Genomic DNA, 23,998 nt, shown 5'->3' with positions numbered 1-23,998 from the left:
CGATGACCGGCACCATGACTGTGGATCAGGCGCAGTCGGTGGCATCACTGACCAGCGGCCTCTCGGGCAGCGTGGAGCGTTGCGGTATCGGTTTCGAGAACGTCTCGGTCGCCTATGGCGGCCAGATCGTTCTCGATTCGCTCTCGCTGGCCATCAAGCCCGGTGAAATCGTTGCGCTCATCGGCCCCTCCGGCTCTGGCAAGACGACCGCGCTGCGGGCGGTTGCCGGCTTCGTGCGACCGAGCGCCGGGCGCATCACGATCGGCGATCGCGATGTCACGCATCTCGCACCACATGCCCGCAACATCGGCATGGTGGTGCAGAACTATGCGCTGTTTCCGCATATGCGCGTGGAGGAAAACGTCGCGTTCGGCCTGCACGCGCGCGGCGCCTCGGCCGATACCGTTCGCGAGATGGTGCCGGAATGCCTGCGCATGGTCGGCATGGCCGCCTATGCAAAACGTTATCCCCGCGAGCTCTCGGGCGGGCAGCAGCAGCGCGTGGCCATTGCCCGCGCGCTGGCGATCCGCCCGCAAGTGCTGCTGCTCGACGAGCCGCTGTCGGCGCTCGACGCGCAGATCCGGCGCGCGATGCTCGATGAGTTGGCCAAGCTGCATCGCAGCCTGCCGAATCTGACGGTGCTCTACGTCACGCATGATCAGAGTGAAGCGCTCACGCTGGCCAATCACATCGGCATCATGCGCGACGGCAAGCTGGTCGCATTCGGTGATGCACAGTCGCTGTACCGTCACCCGCCCAACCGGTTCGCCGCGGAGTTCCTCGGATCGGCCAATCTATTGCCGGTGCAATCGCTCGCCGCGATCGACGGCGATGCCGCGCGCGTGCATTTCTGCGGCAAGCCGCTGCTCGCGCGCAATCACCACGGCCTGCCGGAGGGCAGCGACTGCCTGCTGTGCGTGCGGCCTCACAATTTGCGTCTGCAGGCCGGCGCGGACGCCGACAACGCGCTGACCGGCACCGTCGTCAGCGTGCAATGGCAGGGCGACGTGCGCAACATGGTGTTCGAGATCGAGGGCCATATGCTGCGCATGGCGTGCCCGCCACACGGCGAGGCGCCGGCGGCGGGCTCGGTGCTCAAGCTCCATTTCAACCCGGCCGACGTAACACTGGTGCCCGAAGGCAGCGCCCATGGCTGAACTCGCGATCCCCGTGCCGCACCGCGCCGTCGAGCGATCGACCGGGCGCTTCTGGGTGGTGCCGCCGCTGCTGGTGCTCGGCGCGCTGTTTTTCTATCCGCTTTTCCTGATCGCGCGCCAGGCGCTGACAGGCGGGCAAGCAACGGTGACGTTGAGTCATTTCGCCGCCGTGCTGGGCTCGCCGATGTTTCGCAACGCGCTGTTTCACACCATCACGATCGCCGTGAGCGCCACGGCCGGCTGCTTGATCCTGGGTTTCGTGTTCTCGCTGGTCATCGCTTTCATCCCGTTTCCCGGGGCGAAGTTGATGTCGCGCCTGATCGATACGTCGATCGCGCTGCCCACGTTCCTGGTCGCGCTGTCCTTTACCTTCATCTACGGCTCGGCCGGCATCCTCAATGAGTCGCTGATGCATTTGCTGCATCTGCGGCTGCCGCCGATCGACTTCCTCTACTCGCAGTGGGGCGTGATCCTGTCGGAAGTAACGGTCTACACCCCGTTCGTCATGCGCCCGCTGCTCGCCGCCTTTTCACAGATCGATCCGGCGCAGATCGAGGTCGCCAGCAGTCTGGGGGCGCGCTTTTGGCGCATCGTGCGGCAGATCATCCTGCCCGCCGCGCTGCCCGCCCTGCTCGCCGGCGGCAGCCTGTGCCTGCTGTTGACGGTCAATGAATTCGGCATCGTCCTGTTCATCGGCGCCAAGGATGTGATCACCCTGCCGCTGCTGATTTACGAAAAGGCGATCCAGGAATTCGACTACACCGCTGCCTGCGTCATTGCAGTGGTCAACCTGACGCTCTCGCTCGGTCTGTACGCGCTCTACCGGCTTGTCGTCGCCCACTTCGGAGGTCGCCGTGCTGGTTTGGTCTAAAACGGGGCGCTGGCTTGCCTGGGCGCTCGTCGCGCTGCTGTTCTGCGTGGTCTATGGCATGCCGGCCAGCATGATCGGGCTGGCCAGCATCAGCGGCCAATGGAACGGCATTTTGCCGACGCACCTGAACCTGCACCATTACGTCAACGCATTGCACGGTGACTCCTTCAGCCAGCTACGCGTGAGCATCCTGACGGGCGTCGCGGCCAGCGCGGTCGCCCTGGTTTGCGGCACCTGGGCGGCGCTGGCGCTGCGCCGGGTCGCGCCCATGCCCAAACGATTGCTCGACGCGGTGTTTTTCATTCCGAGCGCAGTCCCCTCGGTATCGGTCGGCCTGGGCTTGCTGGTCTCCTTCAGCCGCCCGCCGGTGCTGCTCAACGGCACCACGCTGATCGTGCTGATCGCGCATTTCGTGTTGATCTCGGCATTCACCTACGGCAACCTCTCGGCCGGCCTGGCAAGGCTGCCGGCCGACTTCGAGCAGGTCGCGGAAAGTCTCGGCGCGCGTCCCTTCTACCGGCTGCGACGCGTCACATTGCCGCTCATGACGCCCTATCTGATCGCCGCATTCAGCCTGAGCTTCGCCCTGTCGATGGGCGAACTGGGCGCCACTGTCATGGTGTACCCGCCGGGCTGGGTCACGCTGCCGGTCGGCATTTTCGCGCTATCGGACCGCGGCGCGATTTTCGACGCGGCGGCGCTGACAGTGATTCTCGCGTTGTGCACCCTGATCGTGCTGATCGGGCTGTCGCGGATCCCGACCAAGGCATCGGTGCGCTAGCGCAAAGCCCTGTCCAATCGTTTAACGCTGCCACGCAGGAGACCACCATGATCATCGGCGACGACCCTATTCTCCTTACCCCGGGGCCACTGACGACCTCATCCGCGACCCGGCAGGCGATGCTGCGCGACTGGGGCTCGTGGGACGCCGGCTTCAACCGCATTACCGGCAGCCTGTGCCGCGATCTGGTGGATATCGTGCACGGCGGCGACACCTACGCGTGCGTGCCGCTGCAAGGCAGCGGCACCTTCTCGGTCGAGGCCGCCATCGGCACGCTCGTGCCGCGCGACGGCAAGGTGCTGGTGCCGCAAAACGGCGCCTACTGCCAGCGCATCCTGAAGATTTGCAAATACCTCGGACGCGCACATGTCGAACTGAAGATTCCGGAAGACCAGGTGGCCACGCCAGCGGCCATTGAAGCGGCCCTCGAGCGCGACCCGTCGATCACCCATGTCGCCCAGGTTCACCTCGAGACCAGCGCGGGGCTGCTCAATCCGCTACGGGAGATCGCCGCAGTGTGCCAGCGCCATGGCAAGGGCCTCGTGGTCGACGCGATGAGCTCGTTCGGCGCACTCGAGATCGACGTGCGCGATACCCCGTTCGACGCATTGATCGCCGCCAGCGGCAAGTGCCTGGAGGGCGTGCCGGGCATGGGTTTCGTGATCGCGCGCAAGAGCCTGCTGGAGGCCTCGCAGGGCAACAGCCACTCGCTCGCGATGGACTTGCATGATCAGTATGTCTACATGCAAAAGACCACGCAGTGGCGCTTCACGCCGCCCACTCACGTCGTTGCCGCGTTGCGCGCGGCCCTCGATCAGTATCTTGCCCAGGGCGGCCAGGCGGCACGTGGCGCGCGCTACCGGCGTAACTGCGAGACACTGATCGCCGGCATGGCGGCGCTCGGCTTCAAGCCATTCCTGAAACCCGAAGTGCAGGCGCCGGTGATCGTCACGTTTCATGCGCCGGCCGATTCGCATTACGACTTCAGGACATTCTATGAAGCGGTGCGGGACAAGGGTTATATCCTGTACCCCGGCAAATTGACCACCGTGGAGACGTTCCGGGTCGGCTGCATCGGCGCAATCGACGAGCATGAAATACACAACGCGGTCGATGCCATCGCCCGCACGCTCCAGACCATGGGCGTACGGCACATCGCGCCGCAGGAAAACGTCGGCTAGCGCACCCCGCCGCGGCCGACCGGTCGGATTATCTGAAGACCACCGTCTTGTGCCCGTTCAGCAGGATGCGGTGCTCGACATGCCAGCGCACCGCGCGGGCGAGCGCCACGCATTCGACGTCGCGCCCGATCGCGGTGAGCTGATCGGGATCCATGGTGTGATCGACCCGCTCGACTTCCTGCTCGATAATCGGGCCTTCGTCGAGATCGGTGGTGACGTAATGCGCGGTCGCGCCGATCAGCTTGACCCCGCGCTCGAATGCCTGCGCATACGGCTTGGCGCCCTTGAAGCTCGGCAGGAACGAGTGATGGATATTGATCGCGCGGCCCGAGAGCTTCTGGCACAGGTCCGGCGAGAGCACCTGCATATAGCGCGCCAGCACGACCAGATCGACGTCGTTTTCCCGCACCAGCTCCCACACCTTGGCCTCCTGAACGGCCTTGGCTTGCGGCGTCGCGTTTGTCAGCGGCATGTAGTGAAAGGGAATGTCGTAACTGGCTGCGAGCTGATAGAAGTCCCTGTGGTTGGAGACGATCGCCGGTATCTCGATGCGCAGTTGCCCGGTCTTGTAGCGGAACAGCAAATCGTTCAGGCAGTGGCCAAACTTCGACACCATCAGCATGACCCGGGGCTTGGCGCCGGCGTCGACCAGCTCCCAGGCCATCTCGAACTCCCCGGCCAGGGCGTCGAAGTCGTCCCGCAGCGCGGCCAGGTCGCCGTTACCCGTCAATTGCTGGAAGTGGGTGCGCATGAAAAAGCCGCCAGTGAAGCGATCGTTGTATTGCGCGGAGTCGAGGATGTTGCCGCCCCGGGCGGCCAGGAAGCCGGACACGGCATGCACGATGCCGGGCCGATCGGGGCAGGCAAGTTTGAGGATGTAGCTGTTTTCGACGGGGGTCATCACTGCTCCTTGGTTGGCTGGGTCCGCACCCGCTCGCGCCCGCGCGGGTAATCCAGCGTCGCTATTCGTTGGCGGGTTCGCGCAGGGCCGCCAGCCCCTCGCAATCGGCAGAGGTGATGCAGCCGGCGCGCCACAGAAAATCGAGCGATACGAGGCTCGCATCGACTGTCATGTGGCCGCGCTCGATGGCCCGCATGACTTGCGCGACCGGCGCCAGCCAATGTCCGCTGGCCTCGCCGTCCTGGTTGCGCGGCACGCAACCAGCCGGCAACGCCAGATCGTAGATAAAAATCTGTTCGGCCTGCACGCCCTCGGGGATTTCCGCCAGCACATGCAAGGTATTGCCGTAGCGCGCCTGACGCGAAATCCATGGCGGCAACCCGGCCTCTTCCCAACACTCCTTGGCAAGCGTCTCGAGCACGCCATAGCCATTGCCGATACCGCCGCCCACGGCGTTGTCCAGCTGGCCCGGATCGGTAGCCTTGAGCACGCTGCGCCGGGCGATCCAGAGTTGCGGCGCGACCCCGGCGTGGCGGCCCGGCACATACGCATTCACATGCACCGCGTAGGTGTTGGTGCCGAAGAACCGGGCCGCGGCGCGCTCGATCCAGGCCATCGGCGCGTCGGCAAACGCATTGCGCACCGCATACTGCTCATCGCGCCAGCCGGTGATCACGCCTTCGGCCGCCAGCGTCTGCACGACCGGAGCGAGCGCCTCGGTGCGCGCGGCGCAGTGATCGAAGCGCGGATGAATCCGCACCGCGAGCGAGCTGCACTCGAATACCCCGGGCCAGCGCAGCAGACGCTCGGCGTCGCGACGGCGAATCCAGCCGAAGCGTTGCGCACCGATGACCAGCGGCACATGTGAATCGAAATGAAAATGGCGGGCGGCGGCAATACAGGGGAGCGTCATACGGCGGGGGGCGCGGCGCCTGACGGCGCTCAATCCGGGCAAAGCGCCATTTTACCGTTGGTCGCCGGCCGGCCTCAGATTCTCACGCGTTGGCCCTGCGGATCGTAGGGTGCCTTCAGATGTACGCGCGCCTCGAACAACTCGCCGGCCAGATCGACCTGATAGCGGCCTGCGGCGAGGTAGGCGGCATCGCAAACACCCTCGGCACGGCCGACGTAGCCGAGTCCCACCGGGCAACCCAGCGTATGGCCGAATGCGGCGGAGCTGAGGAAGCCGACCGGGACGCCGTCGCGCAAGATGGCCTCGCCGCCCCACAGCATCCTGTCGGGCGCGCCGTCGAGCGTGACCGTCACCAGGCGGCGCTGCACGCCGCGCGCCCGGATCTCGAGCAGCGCCTCGCGCCCGACGAACGGGATGGCCTTGTCGAGCTTGCAGGCGAAGCCGAGCCCGGCCTCGAACGGATTGGTGTCGGGCGTGAGTTCCCGGCCCCAGGCGCGATAGCCCTTTTCGATGCGCAGCGACTCGATCGCGTAGTAGCCGCCGTTGACCAGCCCCCATTGCTTGCCGGCGGCCTGCAGCACCTCGAACACGCCCACTGCGAATTCGACCGGCACATACAGCTCCCAGCCCAGCTCGCCGACATAGGTCAGACGCGTCGCGCGCACGGTGGCATAGCCGATGTCGACTTCCCGGCTCGCCCCGAAAGGAAATACCTGGTTGCTCCAGTCGGCCTTGGATACGCTTTGCAGCAACGCACGCGCGTGTGGCCCCATCACCGCCAGCACCGCCAACTGCCCGGTGACGTCGACCACCGTGCAATGCCTGTCGAGCGGAATGCGCCGCTCGATCATGTCGAGATCGCGCGTGGCCTGCGCCGAGCCGGTGACCATCAGGTACTGGTCGTGCGCCAGGCGCGTGAGGGTGAAGTCGGACTCGTAGGTGCCGCGCTCGTTCAGCATGCCGGTGTAGACGGTGCGGTCCGGCGCCACCGCGACATCGTTGGTGCACAAGGACTGCAGCACGCTTTCGGAATCTCGTCCCTTGATGAGAAATTTCGAGAAGGAGGTCATGTCGAACAGCGCCACGCCTTCACGGCACGCCCGGTGTTCGGCGGCGCTCCAGGGGTGCCAATTTTGTTGTCCGAACGAATATTCGATGACCGCCTGCGCCGCACCGGGAGCGAAGAAATTTGGGCGCTCCCAGCCCATTTTGCTGCCGAAACAGGCGCCGGCATCACGCAGCAGATGGTACAGCGGCGAGCGGCGAAACGGCCGCGCGGTATCGAGTTCGCGGTTGGGCCATGGCATGGCGTAATGCAGGCCGAGGGTTTCCTTGACGCGATCATGCAGCCAGGCATCGTTGCCATTGAAACGGGCGAAGCGGCGAATGTCGACCGGCCAAAGGTCCATCGTCGGCTCGCCCGCGACGATCCACTCGGCCAGCGCCATGCCGGCGCCGCCTGCCGAGGCGATTCCCATCGAGTTGAAGCCCGCGCCGACGAAGAAGTTGCGCAGCTCGGGCGCTTCGCCCAGCATGAAATTGTTGTCGGGTGTGAACGATTCCGGACCGTTGTAGAACTGCCGGATCTGGGCGTGCTCGAGGGCCGGCACCCGCGCCAGCGCGTTTTCCATCAGGATTTCGAACTGGTCCCAATCATCGGGCAGCAGCTGGAATTCGAACTCGTCGGGAATACCGTTCATGCCCCAGGGCTTGGCGTTCGGCTCGAACCCCCCCATCACGAGCCCGCCGACCTCTTCCTTGAAATAAATGTAGCCGTCAGGGTCGCGCATGACCGGCAAGTCGGGGTGCACCCCCGCGATACGCTCCGTCACGATGTAGTAATGCTCGGCCGAATGCAGCGGCACGGTGACGCCGCACAGGCGACCGACCGCCTTGGCCCATTGTCCCGCGCAGTTCACCACAATCTCGGCATCGAGCCGCCCTGTCTGGCCCGCCTTGCTGCGCCACGTCACGCCGGTGGCCGTGCGCCTGCCGGCTTTTTCCTCGGCGTGCACTGCCGTGACGCGGACGTGTTCGACAATCGTCGCGCCTGCGGCGCGAGCGCCTCGCGCCAGCGCCTGAGTCAAATCGGTCGGGTTCGCCTTGCCGTCGCCGGGCAGCCACACGGCCCCGAGCAGGTCGTCGGTGCGCATCACCGGCCACAACTCGCCAGCTTCTTTGGGCGAGATGACTTCGCACTGCACACCATAGGCGCGCGCGCCGGCCGCCGTGCGCTTGAGCTGCGTCATGCGCTCGGCGGTGCGCGCCACGCTCAGCGAGCCGCATTGCTTCCAGCCGGTACCGAGCCCGGTTTCCGCCTCCAGCTGGCTATAAAGACTGGTGGAGTAGCGGATCAGCCGGGTCATGCTCTCCTGCGCGCGCAATTGGCCGACCAGGCCGGCGGCATGCCACGTGGTGCCGCACGAGAGTTGGCCTTGCTCGAGCAGCACGATATCGCGCCAGCCCAGCTGGGTGAGGTGATATGCCACCGAGCAGCCGATGATGCCGCCTCCGATGACGACGACTCGGGCATGGCTGGGCAGGGTTGCGGGCATCGCGATCTCTCCGATTGACGAGGCGCCGTCGATATCGTTGGGCGCCATGGATCGCATCATAAGCAAGGTCGATTAATTTTGCAATATTTTGCAAAATTAATAACCATATTGCCACAAAATTGTCACGATCCAAGGCGCATCGGTTTCGCCATGCGGCCGGTCGGTCAAGCCGCCGCGTCGCGCGCCTCGAACACCTCCCTGGCCGCGAACAGGCCATTGAGGGCGGCCGGAAAACCCGCGTAGACAGCCATCTGCATCAACACTTCGACGATCTCCTGGCGCGAGCATCCGACATTGAGTGCGCCGTGCAAATGCACCTTGAGCTGCGGCGCCGCGTTGCCGAGCGCCGTGAGCGCCGCCACGACCGCGAGTTCACGGGCCTTGAGCTCGAGCCCCGGGCGACTGTAGATATCGCCGAACGGAAATTCGATCAGATAATCGGCGAAATCAGGGGCGATGCCACTGAGCGCGGCAACGACCTTTTCCCCTTGCTCGCCATCGATTTCCTTGAGCTTTTCCCAGCCGCGCAAATAACGATTGCTGTCCATCGATGTTCTCCTTGGTTTCGGTAGTGCGTTGTGAACAGGTGCACTGTAGGGCGGGCCTCACGGCGCTTCCAATACCATTTGTGTGATACCTTTTCGGTATGAACAACAGGATCGATCTGCGACAGTTCCGCTACTTCGTGGCAGTGGCCGAGACGCTCAATTTCGGCCGCGCAGCCGAGCGCCTGCATTTGTCGCAACCTCCGCTGAGCCGTCAGATCCAGCAACTGGAGGAGGCGCTGGGTGTGGCGCTTTTCACGCGCGCCAAGACCGGTGTGGCGCTGACCGAGGCCGGACGCGTCTTTTTGCCGGAAGCGCGACGCACGCTTGCGCAGGCGGACAAGGCGGTGGCCGCCGTCCAGGCGATGCGCGGCCGCGACGCGCGCCGCCTGGTCGTGGGGCACACGACCGTGTTCGACCCGAGCGCCTTCACGGATGTATTCAACGCCTTTCGCCGCCGCTTTGCGCAGTGGCCGCTGATCGTCAAAAGCCGGCATTCGATCGGCCTGGTCAAGGAAATCCGCAACGGCACGATGGATGCGGCCCTGATCGGACTGCATACGGAAGCTCCCGGCTTGAAGATCGAAAGCGTGCGGCAGGAGCCGCTGGCGGTCGCGCTGCCGGCGCATCACCGCCTTGCGAGAAAGCGCGGCATCGGCTTGCGGGAGCTGGAGGGTGATCCATTCTTTTGGTTCGAGCGGCGCCTGAATCCGGGGTTTTACGACTATTGCCAAGCCTACTTCGATCGCATCGGCTTTGCTCCCACCGTCGTTCCGGAGCCCCCTGATCATCACGTGCTGCTGGGGCTGATCGCCGCCGGTCAAGGCCTGGCCCTGGTGCCCGCGTCGTTGCGCAGCATCAAGCGCCGGGGCGTCGCCTTTCGCGCGCTCAAGGAAGGCAACGAGCTATCGATGGGTGTGGCGCTGGTCTACGCCGAGGGGCATTCGTCCGAAGCGCTCGAGGCGTTCATCGGATGCGTGCGGGCCCAGGCCCGCCGGAATTGACGCACCGGGCTATGCAATCAGCAATTCCGGGCCCCGCTGCCGAAGCTTTTGCTGGATCGGCTTGGCCGGCGCGGCATCGCTGATGACGTAGCGCGCCGCCTCGAAATGACGAATCTGCACCGGCGTGGTGCGGCCGAATTTCGTGGCATCGGCCACCACGACCGCCATGTTCGCCGAGAGCAGCATGCGCGCGCGCAATTCGGCTGCAGCCCGGCTGTAATCGGTCAGTTCGGCCTCGGCGGTAATCGCGCCGGCGCCGACGAAGGAGAAGTCGGCGTGATATTGCGCCAGCTGGTTGACGGCGTCCCAGCCCTGCACGGCGTCCTCGTTGTCCTGCAGCTCGCCGCCCAGCAGGATCACGCGATTCTCGTGCTGGCGACCCAGCATGCGCGCGATCTGCCAGTCATTGGTGTAGACCGTGAGGCGGTGCTTCTCCAACAGCGCCTGCGCGAGCGCGCGGGTGGTCGTGCCGGAGTCGATGATCAGCGAAGCGCCGTCGGGCACCAGTTCGGCCGCGCGCACGCCAATGGCGCGCTTGCCGGTCGCATTGACGGTCTCGCGCAGCGTCGAGTCGGGCTCGGCACGCTCGGTCGCCAGCGCGCCGCCGTGCGTCATCAGCAGCAGGCCGCGCGCGGCCAGGGTATTGAAATCGCGCCGCACGGTCTCGCGCGAGACGCCCAGCTCGCGCACCACGTCACTGATGGCGAGCGCGCCGCTTTTGGCAAGTTGCTCCAGCACGTATTGTTGTCGTTGCTCGGCTAGCATGGGTGAGGAGAAGTCATCGCAAAAGGAAGCGACAGGATACACCGGCGCCGGGCCGCTGCCACCGCGCTTCAGCCCGGCAGGGCGACTCGTACGCCCAGCGCGATAAAGGTCGCGCCGGCGGCCCTGTCGAGCCAGCGCCCGACGCCGGGCCGCCGTTTGAGCCAGGCGCCCAGCGCGCCGGCAAACCAGCCGTAGGCGCCAAAGATAATCACGGTCTGCAGCATGAATACCAGGCCGAGCATGAACATCTGCAGACTCGGCCGGCCGGCACGGGCATCGACGAATTGCGGCAGGAACACCAGAAAAAACAGCGTCACCTTGGGATTCATCAGGTTGCCGAGCACGCTTTGACGGTACACCTGCCACAACGGTCTGCCGGCCTGCCCCTGAGCCACACCGAGACCGGCGCGACTCGTCAGGGCCTTGAGCCCGATCCAGATCAGGTAGGCCGCGCCCGCCAGCCTGATGCCCTGGAACGCCCAAGGCGAGGCGCGCAGCACGGCGGCCAGCCCCAGCGCGGCGAGTGTCGTATGAAACAGCAGGCCGCTGGCAAAACCGGACGCCGCGACCAGGCCGGCGGCGCGCCCCTGCGCGATGCCACGCGCCAGCACCTGCAGGTTGTCGGGACCCGGCGCCACGGTAATGACGATCGACGTTGCGAGGAACACCAGCAGATGGGGTAGCGTCATGTCGATGTCAGCACACGCGATGGAATGGAGAATTGCCGTACCGGGCGGGCCCGGCGATCAATGCCCGTCGAACGAGCACACCAGGAACAACGGCAAGCCGGCCTCGCGCAACAGCCGCGAGCCGCCAAGCTCGGGCAGATCGACGATGGCCGCGCCCTCGACGACGTCGGCGCCCAGCTTTTCGAGCAGCTTCTTGCCGGCCAGCATGGTGCCGCCGGTGGCCACCAGATCGTCGATCAGCAAGACCTTGTCGCCCGCCTCGCAGGCGTCGGCGTGAATCTCCACGGCGGCACTGCCGTATTCGAGTTCGTATTCCTCCGACACGGTCTGGTAGGGCAGCTTGCCCTTCTTGCGGATCGGGATGAAGCCGGCGTTGAGCTCGTGCGCAAGAATCGAACCCAGGATAAAACCACGCGCGTCGATGCCCGCGACGTATTTGAGTTCGGTCTGCATGTAGCGATGCACGAAGACCTCGATCAACAGCCGCAGCGTGCGGGGGTCCTTCAGCAGCGGCGTGATGTCGCGAAACATCACACCCGGCTGCGGCCAATCGGGCACGGTGCGAATTTGGCTCTTGATGTAATCGGCGGGAGATTGATCGATCTGCACGGCGTCCTCGGTTAAAGAGGCGCCGCGGTGCATCGCGCGCCTCATGACTGGCCTGCCATTATGCCAAAGCCCGGCTCACTCGCCGAGCAGGCGCGCCTCGGCATCGGCCAGCGCTTCGGACGGCCCGCTCAGCACGACGATGTCGTCGGCGATCAGCCGCGTGGCGACGTCCGGCTCCAGGCCCCGGATGCCGCGCCGCCGGATCGCGGTCACGGCCACGCCAAGCTTGCCGAGCTGCAGCTCGGCAATGGTTCGGCCAATGGCCGCCGCGCGTTGTCCGAGCGGCACCGATTGCAAGCGCACCTGTTCGTGATCGGCAGTATCGTCTTCGTCGCCGGTACCGCGGAAATAGCCGCGCAACAGTCCGTAGCGCGCATTGCGGGCTTCCTCGATGCGCCGCAGCACGCGCCGCATCGGCACACCCACCAGCACCAGCGCGTGCGAGGCTAGCATGAGGCTGCCCTCGACGATCTCGGGAACGACTTCGGTGGCGCCTGCGGCGAGCAGTTTCTCGATGTCGCTATCGTCGACGGTGCGCACCACCACCGGCAGGGTGGGCTCGAGGTCGTGAACGTTGGCGAGCACCTTGAGCGCCGCGGGCGTGCTGTCGTAGGTCACCACCACGCCGGCGGCGCGATGAATCCCCGCAGCCACCAACGCCTCGCGCCGGGCAGCATCGCCGAACACCACCGATTCGCCCGCGCTGGCCGCAGCCAGCACGATGTCGGGGTCGAGTTCGAGCGCGATATAGGCGATGTCTTCCTGCTCGAGCAGGCGCGCCAGATTTTGTCCGCAGCGGCCGTAACCGCAGATGATGACGTGCCCGGCGGTCTTCATGCTTTGCGAGGCGATTTTGGTCATCTGCAGCGCCTGCAGCATCCACTCGTTGGACGCGAATCGCAGGGCGATCCGGTCGGCGTTCTGAATCAGGAACGGCGCCAGCAGCATCGACAGCAGCATCGAGGCCAGGATCGCCTGGATCAGCGCCGGTTCGACCAATCCCTGCCCACGAATCATGTTCAGCAACACGAAGCCGAATTCACCCGCCTGCGCCAGCCCCAGACCGGTGCGAATCGCCACGCCGGGGCTGCTGCCGAACAGGCGCGTGAGCCCGGCGATCACGCAGAACTTGAGCGCGACCGGCCCGATCAGCAAAGCCAGCACCAGCAGCCACTGCCGCGCGACCAGATGCGGATCGAGCAGCATGCCGGTGGTAATGAAGAACAGGCCAAGCAACACGTCGCGAAACGGCTTGACGTCGTCTTCCACCTGGTGCCGAAAAGGCGTCTCGGCAATCAGCATGCCGGCGATAAAGGCGCCCAGCGCCATCGACAGGCCCAGCAGGTCGGTCAGGTACGCCATGCCGAGCGTGAGCAGCAGCAGATTCAGCATGAACAGTTCCTGCGAGCGCCGTGCCGCCACCACGTGAAACCAGCGGCCGACGAGCCGCTGCCCGACCCAGAGCAGCAACGCCAGCGCACCGGTGATTTTGAGCGCCGCCAGCCCTAACGCGACGAGTAGCGCTTTGGGATTGCCGCCGAGCGCGGAGATCAGAATCAGCAGGGGCACCACCGCGAGGTCCTGGAACAGCAGCACGCCCATGATGTTGCGGCCGTGCTCGGATTCCAGTTCGAGGCGTTCGGACAACAGCTTGCTCACGATCGCCGTGGACGACATGGCCAGCGCGCCGCCCAACGCAAGCGATGCCTGCCACGATAGCGGGTACCACCAATTGATCGCGAAGCCCGCCAGCACGCTGGCCAGGATCGTGAGCACGACCTGCGACACGCCGAGCCCGAGGACGACACGCCGCATCGCCTTGAGCTTGGGCAGGGAAAATTCGATGCCGATCGAGAACATCAGGAACACGACGCCGAATTCGGCCAGATACTGCATGCGCTCGGAATCGCCCACCACGCCGAAGGCGTGCGGGCCGATGATGACTCCGACGACCAGATAGCCGAGAGTCGGCGGCAGGCGCAGGAAGCGGAACAGGACCACACCCAGCGCGGCGGCCAGCAGCAGGATAAGCGTCAGTTCGAGGGGCGAAATCATCGGCACGACTTTCCGGTAGACGTTCGGAACAGGGGAAAGCGCCCTGGATTGCCGCTTTGCGGCGCCCTGAGGCGCTCCGGCGCGGCCCGCCATGCGGCTTGCGTTGGTTTGCTATACTCCGCGCATGATAGCGAAAATCAATTCCGACCGGGCACTCGCGCTTGCCCGCGAGGTGTTGCGCATTGAAGCTTCCGCAGTGGAACGCATCGGCGCACAGCTCGATGAAACCTTTGCCGTGGCGGTCGGCTTGTTGCTGGCATGCAAGGGCCGGGTCGTCGTCAGCGGCATGGGAAAATCCGGTCACATCGCCCGCAAGATCGCGGCGACGTTTGCCAGCACCGGCACGCCTGCGTTCTTTGTTCATCCCGCCGAGGCGAGCCATGGCGACCTCGGCATGATTACCGCGGACGACATCGTGGTCGCGCTGTCCAACTCGGGCGAAACCGCCGAATTGGTCAGCATTCTGCCGGCGGTCAAGCGCTCCGGCGCGGCACTGATCGCCCTGACCGGCAACGCAATGTCGACCCTGGCCAAGCTGGCCGACGTGCATCTGAACGCCAGTGTCGAAAAGGAAGCCTGCCCGCTCAATCTGGCGCCCACGGCCAGCACCACGGCGGCGCTCGCGCTGGGCGACGCACTGGCGGTGGCCCTGCTCGACGCGCGCGGCTTCGGCCCGGAAGATTTCGCGCGCTCGCACCCGGGTGGCGCCCTGGGCCGACGGTTGCTGACCTACGTCCGGGACATCATGCGCACCGGCGAGCAGGTGCCCCAGGTGATGCTCGACGCCAGCCTGCCGCAAGCCCTGCTCGAAATCACCAAGAAGCGCCTTGGCATGACGGCCATCGTCGATCGCGACAACAAGGTGGCTGGCATCTTCACCGATGGCGATCTGCGGCGCCTGATGGAGCGCACGCTCGATTTTCGCGAGCTCAAGCTGACCGAAGTGATGACCGCGCGGCCGCGTACCATCGGCCCCGATCACCTGGCTGCCGAGGCCGCCGAACTGATGGAGCGCTACGGCATCACGCAGTTGCTCGTCACCGATAACGACGATCGCCTGCTCGGCGCATTGAACATTCACGATCTGTTCGCGGCCAAAGTGGTATGAGTCAATCGCACGAACTTACTGCCGCCCAGCAGCGCGCCGCCCGTATCGAACTGATGATTTTCGATGTCGACGGCGTGTTTACCGATGGTCGCCTGCTGTATGGCCCCCAGGGCGAATTCGGCAAGCAGTTCTCCACCCTGGACGGCCACGGCGTGAAATTGCTGGCCGCCAGCGGCGTCGAGGTCGGCATCATCACGGGCCGGCGTTCGGAGACGGTGGCGCGGCGCGCCGCCGAACTGGGCATCGCGCATGTCCAGCAAGGCGCGAGCGACAAGCGTGTCGCGCTGGAGGCGTTGTGCGCTGCCACCGGCATCGCACCTGCGTCATGCGGATACATGGGCGACGACTGGCCCGACTTGCCGGTCCTGACGCGCGTGGGTTTTGCCGCGGCCCCGGCCAACGCTCACCCCGAGGTGCGCCAGCGCTGCCACTGGATCGCGGAGCAAAGCGGCGGCGCCGGTGCGGTGCGCGCGCTGTGCGATTTCGTGCTGCGCGCGCGGGGCAGCTACGACGAATTGTTGAACCAGGTCCTGGCATAGCACCGCCCGATGCAGCGCGTAACTCCGACTTCGATCCTGGCAGCCGTCCTGCTGGCCGCCCTGGCCTCCAGCACCTATTGGCTGGTGCAGCGCACGTTGCCGTCCAGCCAGCCATCGCCCGACCAGCCCAAGCATCACACGCCGGACTATTACGCCGACAACATCTCGATTTCGATGCTCTCGGCCACCGGGCAAACCCAGTACCGGATCAACGCAGCCACCATGGTGCACTACGAGGACGACTCGACCACCAGCGTGACCCGTCCGGCGATTCGCGCCTTTACGCCCGGCCAGCCCGAGGTGACCGCGACGGCCTTGCGCGGCACGATCAACGGGGACGACTCGGTGGTCGACCTGTACGATCAGGCCGTCATCACGCGCGCGCCCGATGCGACCGATCCGGGCATGAAGGCGACCTCGCAGCACTTCCAGGTGCTGGTCAACGACGATATCGTGCGCACCGAGCTGCCAGTGCAGTTGACGCGCGGACAGTCGGTAATGACCGCCAGTGGCATGAATTTCAATAACGTCACCCGGGTATTACAATTGCTCGGCAGCGTGCGCGGGACCATCATGCCCGCCGAATTGAACGGCTCAAGGGACACCGCCAAACCAACCGGGGCAAAACATTAAAGCCATCACAACAAGACTCATGACCGACCGATCAATCTTGTGGCGCCTGGGCTGCGCGGCGCTGGCCGTCATCGCCTGCGCGTTGCTGTTCTCGATGCCCGCCCGCGCCGAACGCGCCGATCGCGACAAACCGATGAACATCGAAGCGGACCAGATGCGCTATGACGATCTGAAGCAGGTGAACGTGTTCACCGGCAACGTGACGATCACCAAGGGCACCATCGTGCTCAAGGCCGATCGCGTCGAAGTGCACCAGGACCCGGAGGGCTACCAGTACGCCACCGCCTACGCCGCGCCGGGCAAGCTCGCGTTCATGAAGCAAAAGCGTGACGGCCTCGACGAATACATCGAGGGCTGGGGCGAGCAAATCGATTACAACGGCAAGACCCAGATCGCCACGCTGACCAGGCGCGCCGTGCTCAAGCGCCTCGCCGGCGCCAAGGTGATGGACGAGGTGCACGGCAGCGTGATCACTTACGACACGTATAACGAGGTCTATACGGCCGTCGGCGGCAAAGACCAGGTCAGCGAGAACAATCCCGGCGGCCGCGTGCGCGCGACCCTGGCGCCGAAAACCGCCAGCGCCCCGGGCGCCGCGGCGCCGAGCGGGGCCGGCACCGCCTTGAAACCCTCCAACAGTCTCGGCAATCCGCGTGAATAGCCCATCCCAACCGCCCGTCAAGAGCGTCCTGACGGTACGCAACCTGAAAAAGCGCTACGGCACGCGTACCGTCGTCAAGGACGTTTCGCTGGATGTCAAAAGCGGCGAAGTGGTCGGCTTGCTCGGCCCCAACGGCGCAGGCAAGACAACCTCCTTTTACATGATCGTCGGATTGGTGCCGGCCGATGCCGGGCAGATCAGCCTGGACGATACCCTGCTGAGCGACATGCCGATCCACCGGCGCGCCAGGCTGGGCTTGTCGTATCTGCCGCAGGAAGCCTCCGTATTTCGCAAGCTGAGCGTCGAGGAAAATATTCGCGCGGTGCTGGAGCTACAGCAGGGCGACGGCGGCAAGACGCTGCCCAGGAACGACATCGATGAGCGCATCGAATCGCTGCTCGACGAATTGCAGATCGCCCACCTGCGCGCCAACCCGGCCATGTCGTTGTCGGGCGGCGAACGCCGCCGCGTGGAAATTGCGCGCGCGTTGGCCACCCGGCCGCGCTTCATCCTGTTGGATGAACCATTCGCCGGTGTCGACCCGATTGCCGTGCTGGAGATTCAACGTATCGTGCGCTTTCTCAAGGATCGCAATATCGGCGTGTTGATCACCGACCACAACGTGCGCGAAACGCTCGGCATCTGCGACCACGCCTATATCATCAGCGAAGGCAGCGTGCTGGCCGCGGGCACGCCCGACCAGATTGTCGCCGACGAGAGCGTGCGACGCGTTTATCTGGGCGAGAACTTCCGCATGTAGCCGGGGCGGGCACGTCCCGCGCCACGCCCCCCGATTGCACCGCCCTTCTGGTGCGCGCATCGGTTCCCTTGTCCTGGCAAAGCCTCTACAATTGAACCAGGACACGACATGAAACCGACGCTTCAACTACGCACCTCGCAGCATCTGGCACTGACGCCTCAGTTGCAGCAATCGATCCGTTTGCTGCAACTGTCGACGCTCGAACTGCAGCAGGAAGTGGAACATGCGTTGACGCAAAACCCGATGCTGGAGCAGGCCGACGACTGGCTCTCGGGCTCGATTCGCGTCAACACCGACGGGTCCTTGCGCAGTGAGCGCGGCACATCCGCCGCCGAGCCGCCGCTTGGCGGCAGCCGCGACACGGCACCACCCGAGGGTAGCGGTGATCAGGACGGCAGCGATTATGGCGAACCCTCGCGGGACGCCGCCGGCGACTGGACGCTCAACGATTTCAGCCGCAACGGCAATGCACAGGACGACGACGACGCTTCACAACCGCAACTGCACGTCGATCAGACCAGCCTGCGCGAACACCTCCTCGCGCAACTGAATTTGACCCAGGCCAGCCAGCGGGACCGCGCCCTGGTGAGCTTCCTGATCGAATCCCTCGATGAAGACGGCTATCTGGGAATTACCCTGGATGAAATTCAGCATGAGCTGTTGTCGGAGCTCGAGCTCGAAACCGAGGAACTGAATGCGGCGCTGGCCTTGCTGCAAAGCTTCGATCCAGCGGGTGTCGGAGCCCGCAACGCCGCGGAATGCCTGAAGCTGCAGTTGCAGCGCCGGCCGCCGAACGCGGTCCGGGCGCTGGCACTGCGGATCGTGCAGGATCATCTCGAGTTGCTCGCGGCCCGCGACTTCACTCGGCTCAAGCGCCTGCTCGGCGCGAGCGACGCCGATTTGCGCGCGGCTCACGCGGCAATCCGGGCGCTCGATCCATTCCCCGGCTCGGCTTATGGCGGCCCCACGACGGACTACGTCATCCCGGATGTGCTGGTGCGCAAGTCGGGCAAGACCTGGCACGCGGAGCTGAATCCGGAGATCATGCCGAAGCTGCGCATCAACGAAATGTATGCACGCATTCTGCGTAACAACCGCAACGATCCTGGCGCCGGCAATCTCCAGCAGCAACTGCAGGAAGCGCGCTGGCTGATCAAGAACATCCAGCAACGCTTCGACACCATCCTGCGGGTCGCGCAAGCCATCGTCGAGCGGCAGAAGAATTTTTTCACGCACGGTGAAATCGGCATGCGACCCTTGGTTTTGCGGGAAATTGCTGATACGCTAGGCTTGCATGAGTCGACTATTTCGCGTGTCACGACGAGCAAGTACATGCTCACGCCGTTCGGCACGTTCGAGCTGAAATATTTTTTCGGCAGCCATGTGGCGACCGACACCGGCGGGGCGGCTTCCTCGACCGCCATTCGCGCCCTCATCAAGCAACTGATAGGAGCAGAAGAACCCAAGAACCCCCTTTCCGACAGCCGCATAGCTGAACTGCTAGGTGAGCAGGGTTTCGTGGTGGCGCGGCGCACTGTTGCCAAATACCGCGAAGCGTTGCGGATCCCCGCAGTCAATTTGCGCAAATCTTTGTAAGGTCCGGTGCGCTAACCCGCATCGGGGTCGCCCTGCCGCGGCGCTCAATCCGTGCTCGATGCAAGTAACCGCCAATTGAATCGGCACACCCAACACCGCGGCGCCCCAGCAAGGAGAGCAGCTATGAATCTCAAGATCAGTGGACACCATCTCGACATCACGCCAGCGTTGCGCGAGTATGTGGTCAACAAGCTGGACCGCGTGGTCCGGCACTTTGACCAGGTGATCGATGTCAGTGTGCTACTGTCGCTCGACAACCATAAGGAAAAAGAGAAACGGCAAAAGGCGGAAATTACCCTGCACCTGAAAGGCAAGGACATCTACGTGGAAAGTTGCGACGGCAATTTGTACGCTGCCGTCGATATGCTGATCGACAAGCTGGATCGCCAGGTGATCCGGCATAAGGACCGTCTTCAGGGGCATCAGCATGAAGCCCTCAAGCATCAATCGCCAGACCTGCCTCAATAGCTTCGATCAATGATGGAGGGCCGGCCAGCACGCCGGCAAATGACCAGGGCCGCACTAGCGGCCCTTTGTTTTACGTGTTCCCGGCATGCGCCGGATACGCGAAATCGGGATGCATGCAACAATAAGATTGATCCGAGGGCGACACCGCCTCGCTGGTCTATAATGCGTGGTCGATTCCCGGGGTTTCGGTTCCACGCCATTTGAGCGCCGCATCACAAGATGAACCGTCTAGTCAAACTTTTACCTGTCAAAAATATTGTTCTGGGGCTGAATGTCACCAGCAAGAAGCGCGTATTCGAACAAGCCGGACTATTGTTCGAGAACAATCATGGGCAAGCGCGCGGTGCCGTGACCGACAATCTCTTCGCCCGCGAACGGCTCGGCTCGACCGGCCTGGGCGAAGGCGTCGCCATCCCACACGGGCGTATCAAGGGGTTGAAGCATCCGCTGGCCGCGTTCATTCGTCTGGCCGATCCGATTCCGTTCGAGGCGCCGGACGGGTTACCGGTGTCCCTGCTGTTTTTCCTGCTGGTGCCGGAGCAAGCGAACCAGCAGCATCTGGAAATTCTGTCGGAAATTGCCCAGCTGCTGTCCGATCGGTCGATGCGGGAGATACTGGCAAGCGCCACCGAGCCGGAAGCCATTCATCAGGCGCTGAGCACCTGGCAACCTTGATGCCGCCCCCGCCAACGGCAAGCACGTCTCGAGAGGGAACACGGTGGAACTGAACGGCATTAATGCTCAAAGTATTTTTGACGACAACGCGGCCACGCTCAAACTGAGCTGGCTGGCCGGCCACGAGGGCTGGGAGCGGGGCTTTGCCCCCGAGACGGTTGCCAACGCCACGTCGAGCGCGGATCTGGTCGGTCACTTGAATTTGATCCACCCGAATCGCATCCAGGTGCTGGGAGAGGCCGAACTCAAATACTACCAGCGCCTCTCGGAAGAAAACCGCAAACACAACATGACCGAGCTGATCGCGCTCGAGCCGCCGTTTCTGGTGGTCGCCGACGGCCTGTCCGCACCGCCCGACCTCGTACTGCGTTGCACCCGCTCGTCCACACCGCTGTTCACCACGCCGCTGTCGACCGCATCGGTCATCGATAGCCTGCGCCTGTATATCTCCCGAGTCTTCGCGCCATGCTGCACGATGCATGGCGTCTTTCTCGATATCCTCGGCATGGGCGTGCTGCTGACCGGCGACTCGGGTCTTGGCAAGAGCGAGCTGGGGCTCGAACTGATCAGCCGCGGCCATGGGCTGGTGGCGGACGATGCGGTGGATTTCGTCAGACTGGGTCCGGACTTCGTCGAGGGACGCTGCCCGCCGCTGCTGCAGAACCTGCTGGAAGTGCGTGGCCTGGGTCTGCTCGATATCAAGACGATCTTCGGCGAGACCGCGGTACGACGCAAAATGAAGTTGAAGCTGATCGTCCAACTGGTCCGTCGCCCGGATGGAGAATTCCAGCGCTTGCCGCTCGAAATGCAGACTGTCGACGTACTGGGATTGCCGATCGGCAAGGTTACATTGCAAGTGGCGGCGGGCCGCAACCTTGCGGTGCTGGTCGAGGCTGCCGTACGCAACACCATTTTGCAACTGCGCGGCATCGATACGCTGCAGGACTTCATGGAGCGTCAACGACTGGCAATGCAGGAGCCCGACGGAGGAGCCCAAGGCAGGCTGCTTTGACGCGCGGCGTGAATTTGCACGCCCTGCGCTTTCATGCTGTAATGCTTGCGCGGCTTGCCGCCCCCCCCCCTCACCGACGTCAGGAGATAACCATGAAGAAAGTCTTGGCTATGCTGCTGTTGCTTGCCCCCCTCTATTATTCGGCACCGACGTTTGCGCAGAATTCGCAGCAAAGCAAAATGGCCGAATGCAACCGTCAAGCCGGCAGCAAGAAGGGCGATGAACGCAAGGCCTTCATGAAGGAATGCCTGTCGGCCAAGAAACCGATGTCGCAGCAGGAGAAAATGAAAGCCTGCAACAAGGAAGCCACCGGCAAAAAAGGTGACGAGCGCAAGGCCTTCATGAAAGAATGTCTGAGCGGCAAGCACTGAAACAGTGCGTCGCCTCGTAGGTCGCACATCGATCGCAAGGGCAGCCCAGCTGCCCTTTTTTTCGACCAGTCGAGACCGACATCGCGATGTTGGACCCGTTACCAACGGACACCACGCTTGGCTTCAGACCAGACCAGATCATGAAAATCATCCTCATCACAGGAATTTCCGGCTCGGGAAAATCGGTCGCGCTCAACGTGCTGGAAGACGCCGGCTATTACTGCGTCGATAACCTGCCGTCCAGATTCCTGCCAGAGCTGGCCGAATACCTCGATATGCAGGGTCACGGCCAACTTGCCGTGGCCATCGATGCGCGCAGCGGCGGCGCGCTCGACGACCTTCCGCCGATCATCGGCGGATTGCGGCGCTTCGGCCACGATGTGCGCGTGCTGTTTCTCAACGCAAACACGCAAACGCTCGTGCAGCGCTATTCGGAAACGCGGCGCCGCCACCCCTTGTCGACGCTGCCGAACGGCTCGTTTTCCGATAGCGGCTCACTGGTCGAGGCCATCGAGCATGAGCGGGATTTGCTCAGCGATCTGACCGAGCTCGGCCATCAGATCGACACCAGTAATTTGCGGGCCAGCGCGCTGCGGCGCTGGATCAAGGAATTTGTTCAGCAGGAGCAGCAAGGTCCGACCCTGATGTTCGAATCCTTTGGCTTCAAGCATGGCGTCCCGCTCGACGCGGATTTCGTCTTCGACGTGCGCTCGCTGCCAAACCCGTACTACGATCTTCAATTACGCCCGCTGACCGGCCGGGATGCGCCTGTGATCGATTTTCTCAGCAGCGTGCCGGAGGTACTGGAGATGATCGATGACATCGCTGCCTACGTGGAAAAATGGCTGCCCAGCTTCATGCGGGACAATCGCAGCTATCTGACCGTTGCAATCGGCTGCACCGGCGGGCAGCATCGCTCGGTCTACATTGCGCAGACGTTGGCGACCCGGTTCAGCGGCCGCACCAGTGTCATCGTGCGGCACCGGGAGCTGCCGGCCGACGTGCAATCGTAGTCTGCCTCTCAATCGGCAGAAATCAGGCTGAACGACAGCTGCTTGCCACTGTCCTCGAGCGCCTGGGCGATGCGGCGAATCGGCGCCGGCAGGCCTGCCGCGGCAATTTCATGCGAGGCCAGCCACGCTCGGTCCGCGTCCTGCGGGCCGCCCGCCGGCGTCAATGTGATTAGCCACGGCTGGAGATTCAACTTGAAATGCGTGAAGGTGTGCGAGAACGCGGCCATGCGCTCGATCTCGCGCACCCGGCCATAGCTGCCTGCCAGGTCGGCTATATCACTCGGCGAGACAGCTTCGCTTGGCGTCGCCGTGGGCGGGGCAAACTCCGGCAGGCTCCATAGTCCGCCCCAGATACCGCTATCCGGCCTGCGCTCGAACAATACGCGCTGGCCATCGTACATTACCAGCACGTCGCAATGCTTCTCGGGTATGGCCTTGCGGGGCTTGCCCGCAGGCAGCACCCGCTCGCGTCCGGTAGCCCGGGCGACGCAATCATCGGCAAACGGGCAGGCCGAACACAGCGGCTTGCCGCGCACGCACACCGTAGCGCCCAGATCCATGACACCCTGCGTATAAGCCTGCAAATTGGTCGCGGGCAACAGCGAATCGGCCAACTGCCACAACTCTCGCTCGACCCGCGTCTGCCCCGGATAGCCTTCGATGCCGAATACGCGGGTGAGCACACGTTTGACATTGCCATCGAGAATCGCCGCATGCGTGCCGTAGGCAAACGCAGCGATGGCCGCAGCCGTCGATCTACCGATACCCGGCAGACCCGCCAGCGCCTCGATATCGCGCGGGAATTGCCCGCCATATTCAACGACCACTTGCTGTGCGCAGCGATGCAGGTTGCGCGCGCGCGTGTAGTAGCCCAGTCCACTCCATAGCGCCATGACGGCGTCCTGCGGGGCAGCGGCCAACGCCGCCACGGTGGGGAATTGCTGCAGGAAGCGCTCGTAATACGGAATGACCGTGGCGACCTGAGTCTGCTGCAACATGATCTCGGACAGCCAGATGCGATAGGCGTCGGCGGTGTTTTGCCACGGCAAATCATGGCGGCCATGGCGCTGTTGCCAGGCGATCAGGCGAGGCGCGAAAGAGGTCTTGAGCGAGCTGGGGGGCATTGGCGAAAGGTG

General features: G+C 64.1%; 25 protein-coding genes. 16 read left to right on the top strand and 9 right to left on the bottom strand.

What is annotated here, in order from left to right; genetic code table 11:
- The first annotated feature begins 14 nt into the window (after positions 1-14).
- The 4 genes from EPN80_RS12460 to EPN80_RS12445 are packed head-to-tail and all read left to right on the top strand — an operon-like array spanning position 15 to position 3,990.
- Positions 15-1,157: an ABC transporter ATP-binding protein gene (locus EPN80_RS12460; protein WP_293027496.1), complete on the top strand. Its 1,143-nt coding sequence runs from the start codon at positions 15-17 to the stop codon at positions 1,155-1,157.
- Complete coding sequence (locus tag EPN80_RS12455; RefSeq protein ID WP_293027493.1) at positions 1,150-2,028, top strand: 2-aminoethylphosphonate ABC transporter permease subunit; 879 nt, start codon at positions 1,150-1,152, stop codon at positions 2,026-2,028. The genes EPN80_RS12460 and EPN80_RS12455 overlap by 8 nt, the downstream gene beginning before the upstream one ends.
- Positions 2,012-2,809 (top strand): ABC transporter permease subunit, encoded by a 798-nt coding sequence (locus tag EPN80_RS12450; protein ID WP_293027490.1) that lies wholly within the window; start codon positions 2,012-2,014, stop codon positions 2,807-2,809. The genes EPN80_RS12455 and EPN80_RS12450 overlap by 17 nt, the downstream gene beginning before the upstream one ends.
- Positions 2,810-2,856: 47 nt before the next feature.
- A complete protein-coding gene (locus tag EPN80_RS12445; RefSeq protein WP_293027488.1) occupies positions 2,857-3,990 on the top strand; it encodes a 2-aminoethylphosphonate--pyruvate transaminase in 1,134 nt (377 codons plus the stop codon).
- A 28-nt stretch (positions 3,991-4,018) separates the two neighbouring features.
- Here the strand turns inward: EPN80_RS12445 and purU are convergent, their stop codons facing one another.
- The 4 genes from purU to EPN80_RS12425 all read right to left on the bottom strand — a co-directional run bounded on the left by purU (position 4,019) and on the right by EPN80_RS12425 (position 8,907).
- Complete coding sequence (gene purU / locus EPN80_RS12440) at positions 4,019-4,891, bottom strand: formyltetrahydrofolate deformylase (RefSeq protein ID WP_293027486.1); 873 nt, start codon at positions 4,889-4,891, stop codon at positions 4,019-4,021.
- A 61-nt stretch (positions 4,892-4,952) separates the two neighbouring features.
- The gene (locus EPN80_RS12435; RefSeq protein WP_293027485.1) at positions 4,953-5,804 is read right to left on the bottom strand and encodes an NUDIX hydrolase family protein; all 852 of its coding nucleotides are present in this window, start codon (positions 5,802-5,804) and stop codon (positions 4,953-4,955) included.
- 74 nt (positions 5,805-5,878) lie between these two features.
- Positions 5,879-8,359, bottom strand: a complete 2,481-nt coding sequence (locus EPN80_RS12430; RefSeq protein ID WP_293027483.1) for an FAD-dependent oxidoreductase — start codon at positions 8,357-8,359, stop codon at positions 5,879-5,881.
- Between the two features lie 164 nt (positions 8,360-8,523).
- Positions 8,524-8,907, bottom strand: coding sequence for a carboxymuconolactone decarboxylase family protein (locus EPN80_RS12425; RefSeq protein WP_293027481.1), 384 nt, complete (start codon positions 8,905-8,907; stop codon positions 8,524-8,526).
- A 98-nt stretch (positions 8,908-9,005) separates the two neighbouring features.
- Between EPN80_RS12425 and EPN80_RS12420 the strand changes: the two genes are divergently transcribed.
- Entirely contained in the window at positions 9,006-9,908 is a 903-nt protein-coding gene (locus EPN80_RS12420) for a LysR substrate-binding domain-containing protein (protein ID WP_293027478.1), read from the top strand.
- A 9-nt stretch (positions 9,909-9,917) separates the two neighbouring features.
- Here the strand turns inward: EPN80_RS12420 and EPN80_RS12415 are convergent, their stop codons facing one another.
- The 4 genes from EPN80_RS12415 to EPN80_RS12400 form a co-directional block, all read right to left on the bottom strand.
- Entirely contained in the window at positions 9,918-10,673 is a 756-nt protein-coding gene (locus EPN80_RS12415) for a DeoR/GlpR family DNA-binding transcription regulator (protein WP_293027475.1), read from the bottom strand.
- A 68-nt stretch (positions 10,674-10,741) separates the two neighbouring features.
- A complete protein-coding gene (locus EPN80_RS12410) occupies positions 10,742-11,362 on the bottom strand; it encodes a LysE family translocator (RefSeq protein WP_293027473.1) in 621 nt (206 codons plus the stop codon).
- A 57-nt stretch (positions 11,363-11,419) separates the two neighbouring features.
- Entirely contained in the window at positions 11,420-12,004 is a 585-nt protein-coding gene (locus tag EPN80_RS12405; protein WP_293027470.1) for an adenine phosphoribosyltransferase, read from the bottom strand.
- 42 nt (positions 12,005-12,046) lie between these two features.
- Positions 12,047-14,026 carry a monovalent cation:proton antiporter family protein gene (locus EPN80_RS12400; protein WP_293027467.1) on the bottom strand — a complete coding sequence of 660 codons (1,980 nt, stop codon included), beginning with the start codon at positions 14,024-14,026 and terminating at the stop codon, positions 12,047-12,049.
- 124 nt (positions 14,027-14,150) lie between these two features.
- On the opposite strand from EPN80_RS12400, the gene EPN80_RS12395 reads away from it, so the two are divergent.
- The 11 genes from EPN80_RS12395 to rapZ all read left to right on the top strand — a co-directional run bounded on the left by EPN80_RS12395 (position 14,151) and on the right by rapZ (position 22,862).
- Positions 14,151-15,134, top strand: coding sequence for a KpsF/GutQ family sugar-phosphate isomerase (locus EPN80_RS12395; protein WP_293027466.1), 984 nt, complete (start codon positions 14,151-14,153; stop codon positions 15,132-15,134).
- Entirely contained in the window at positions 15,131-15,673 is a 543-nt protein-coding gene (locus EPN80_RS12390; protein ID WP_293027464.1) for an HAD family hydrolase, read from the top strand. Before EPN80_RS12395 ends, EPN80_RS12390 begins: the two co-directional genes overlap by 4 nt.
- 9 nt (positions 15,674-15,682) lie before the next feature.
- Positions 15,683-16,306, top strand: a complete 624-nt coding sequence (lptC, locus tag EPN80_RS12385) for an LPS export ABC transporter periplasmic protein LptC (protein WP_293027463.1) — start codon at positions 15,683-15,685, stop codon at positions 16,304-16,306.
- A 19-nt stretch (positions 16,307-16,325) separates the two neighbouring features.
- Positions 16,326-16,967 carry a lipopolysaccharide transport periplasmic protein LptA gene (gene lptA, locus EPN80_RS12380; protein ID WP_293027460.1) on the top strand — a complete coding sequence of 214 codons (642 nt, stop codon included), beginning with the start codon at positions 16,326-16,328 and terminating at the stop codon, positions 16,965-16,967.
- Entirely contained in the window at positions 16,954-17,727 is a 774-nt protein-coding gene (gene lptB, locus EPN80_RS12375; protein WP_293027577.1) for an LPS export ABC transporter ATP-binding protein, read from the top strand. The genes lptA and lptB overlap by 14 nt, the downstream gene beginning before the upstream one ends.
- A gap of 108 nt (positions 17,728-17,835) precedes the next feature.
- Positions 17,836-19,323 carry an RNA polymerase factor sigma-54 gene (locus EPN80_RS12370; RefSeq protein ID WP_293027458.1) on the top strand — a complete coding sequence of 496 codons (1,488 nt, stop codon included), beginning with the start codon at positions 17,836-17,838 and terminating at the stop codon, positions 19,321-19,323.
- 123 nt (positions 19,324-19,446) lie between these two features.
- A complete protein-coding gene (gene raiA / locus EPN80_RS12365) occupies positions 19,447-19,791 on the top strand; it encodes a ribosome-associated translation inhibitor RaiA (protein ID WP_293027455.1) in 345 nt (114 codons plus the stop codon).
- Between the two features lie 219 nt (positions 19,792-20,010).
- Complete coding sequence (locus EPN80_RS12360; protein ID WP_293027453.1) at positions 20,011-20,466, top strand: PTS sugar transporter subunit IIA; 456 nt, start codon at positions 20,011-20,013, stop codon at positions 20,464-20,466.
- Between the two features lie 43 nt (positions 20,467-20,509).
- Positions 20,510-21,478: an HPr(Ser) kinase/phosphatase gene (hprK, locus tag EPN80_RS12355; RefSeq protein ID WP_293027450.1), complete on the top strand. Its 969-nt coding sequence runs from the start codon at positions 20,510-20,512 to the stop codon at positions 21,476-21,478.
- Positions 21,479-21,564: 86 nt separating this feature from the next.
- Positions 21,565-21,849 (top strand): PsiF family protein, encoded by a 285-nt coding sequence (locus tag EPN80_RS12350; protein ID WP_293027574.1) that lies wholly within the window; start codon positions 21,565-21,567, stop codon positions 21,847-21,849.
- A 140-nt stretch (positions 21,850-21,989) separates the two neighbouring features.
- Complete coding sequence (gene rapZ, locus EPN80_RS12345; RefSeq protein ID WP_293027448.1) at positions 21,990-22,862, top strand: RNase adapter RapZ; 873 nt, start codon at positions 21,990-21,992, stop codon at positions 22,860-22,862.
- An 8-nt stretch (positions 22,863-22,870) separates the two neighbouring features.
- On the opposite strand, the gene mutY is transcribed toward rapZ, so the two are convergent.
- On the bottom strand, positions 22,871-23,986 hold the full coding sequence (gene mutY / locus EPN80_RS12340; protein ID WP_293027445.1) for an A/G-specific adenine glycosylase: 1,116 nt from the start codon (positions 23,984-23,986) through the stop codon (positions 22,871-22,873).
- Positions 23,987-23,998: the final 12 nt, after the last annotated feature.

The sequence above is a fragment of the Pandoraea sp. genome, assembly GCF_004297875.1.
Lineage (GTDB): Bacteria > Pseudomonadota > Gammaproteobacteria > Burkholderiales > Burkholderiaceae > Pandoraea.
The sequence above is the reverse complement of the archived record's forward strand: the minus strand, read 5'-3'. Positions and strand labels throughout refer to the sequence as shown.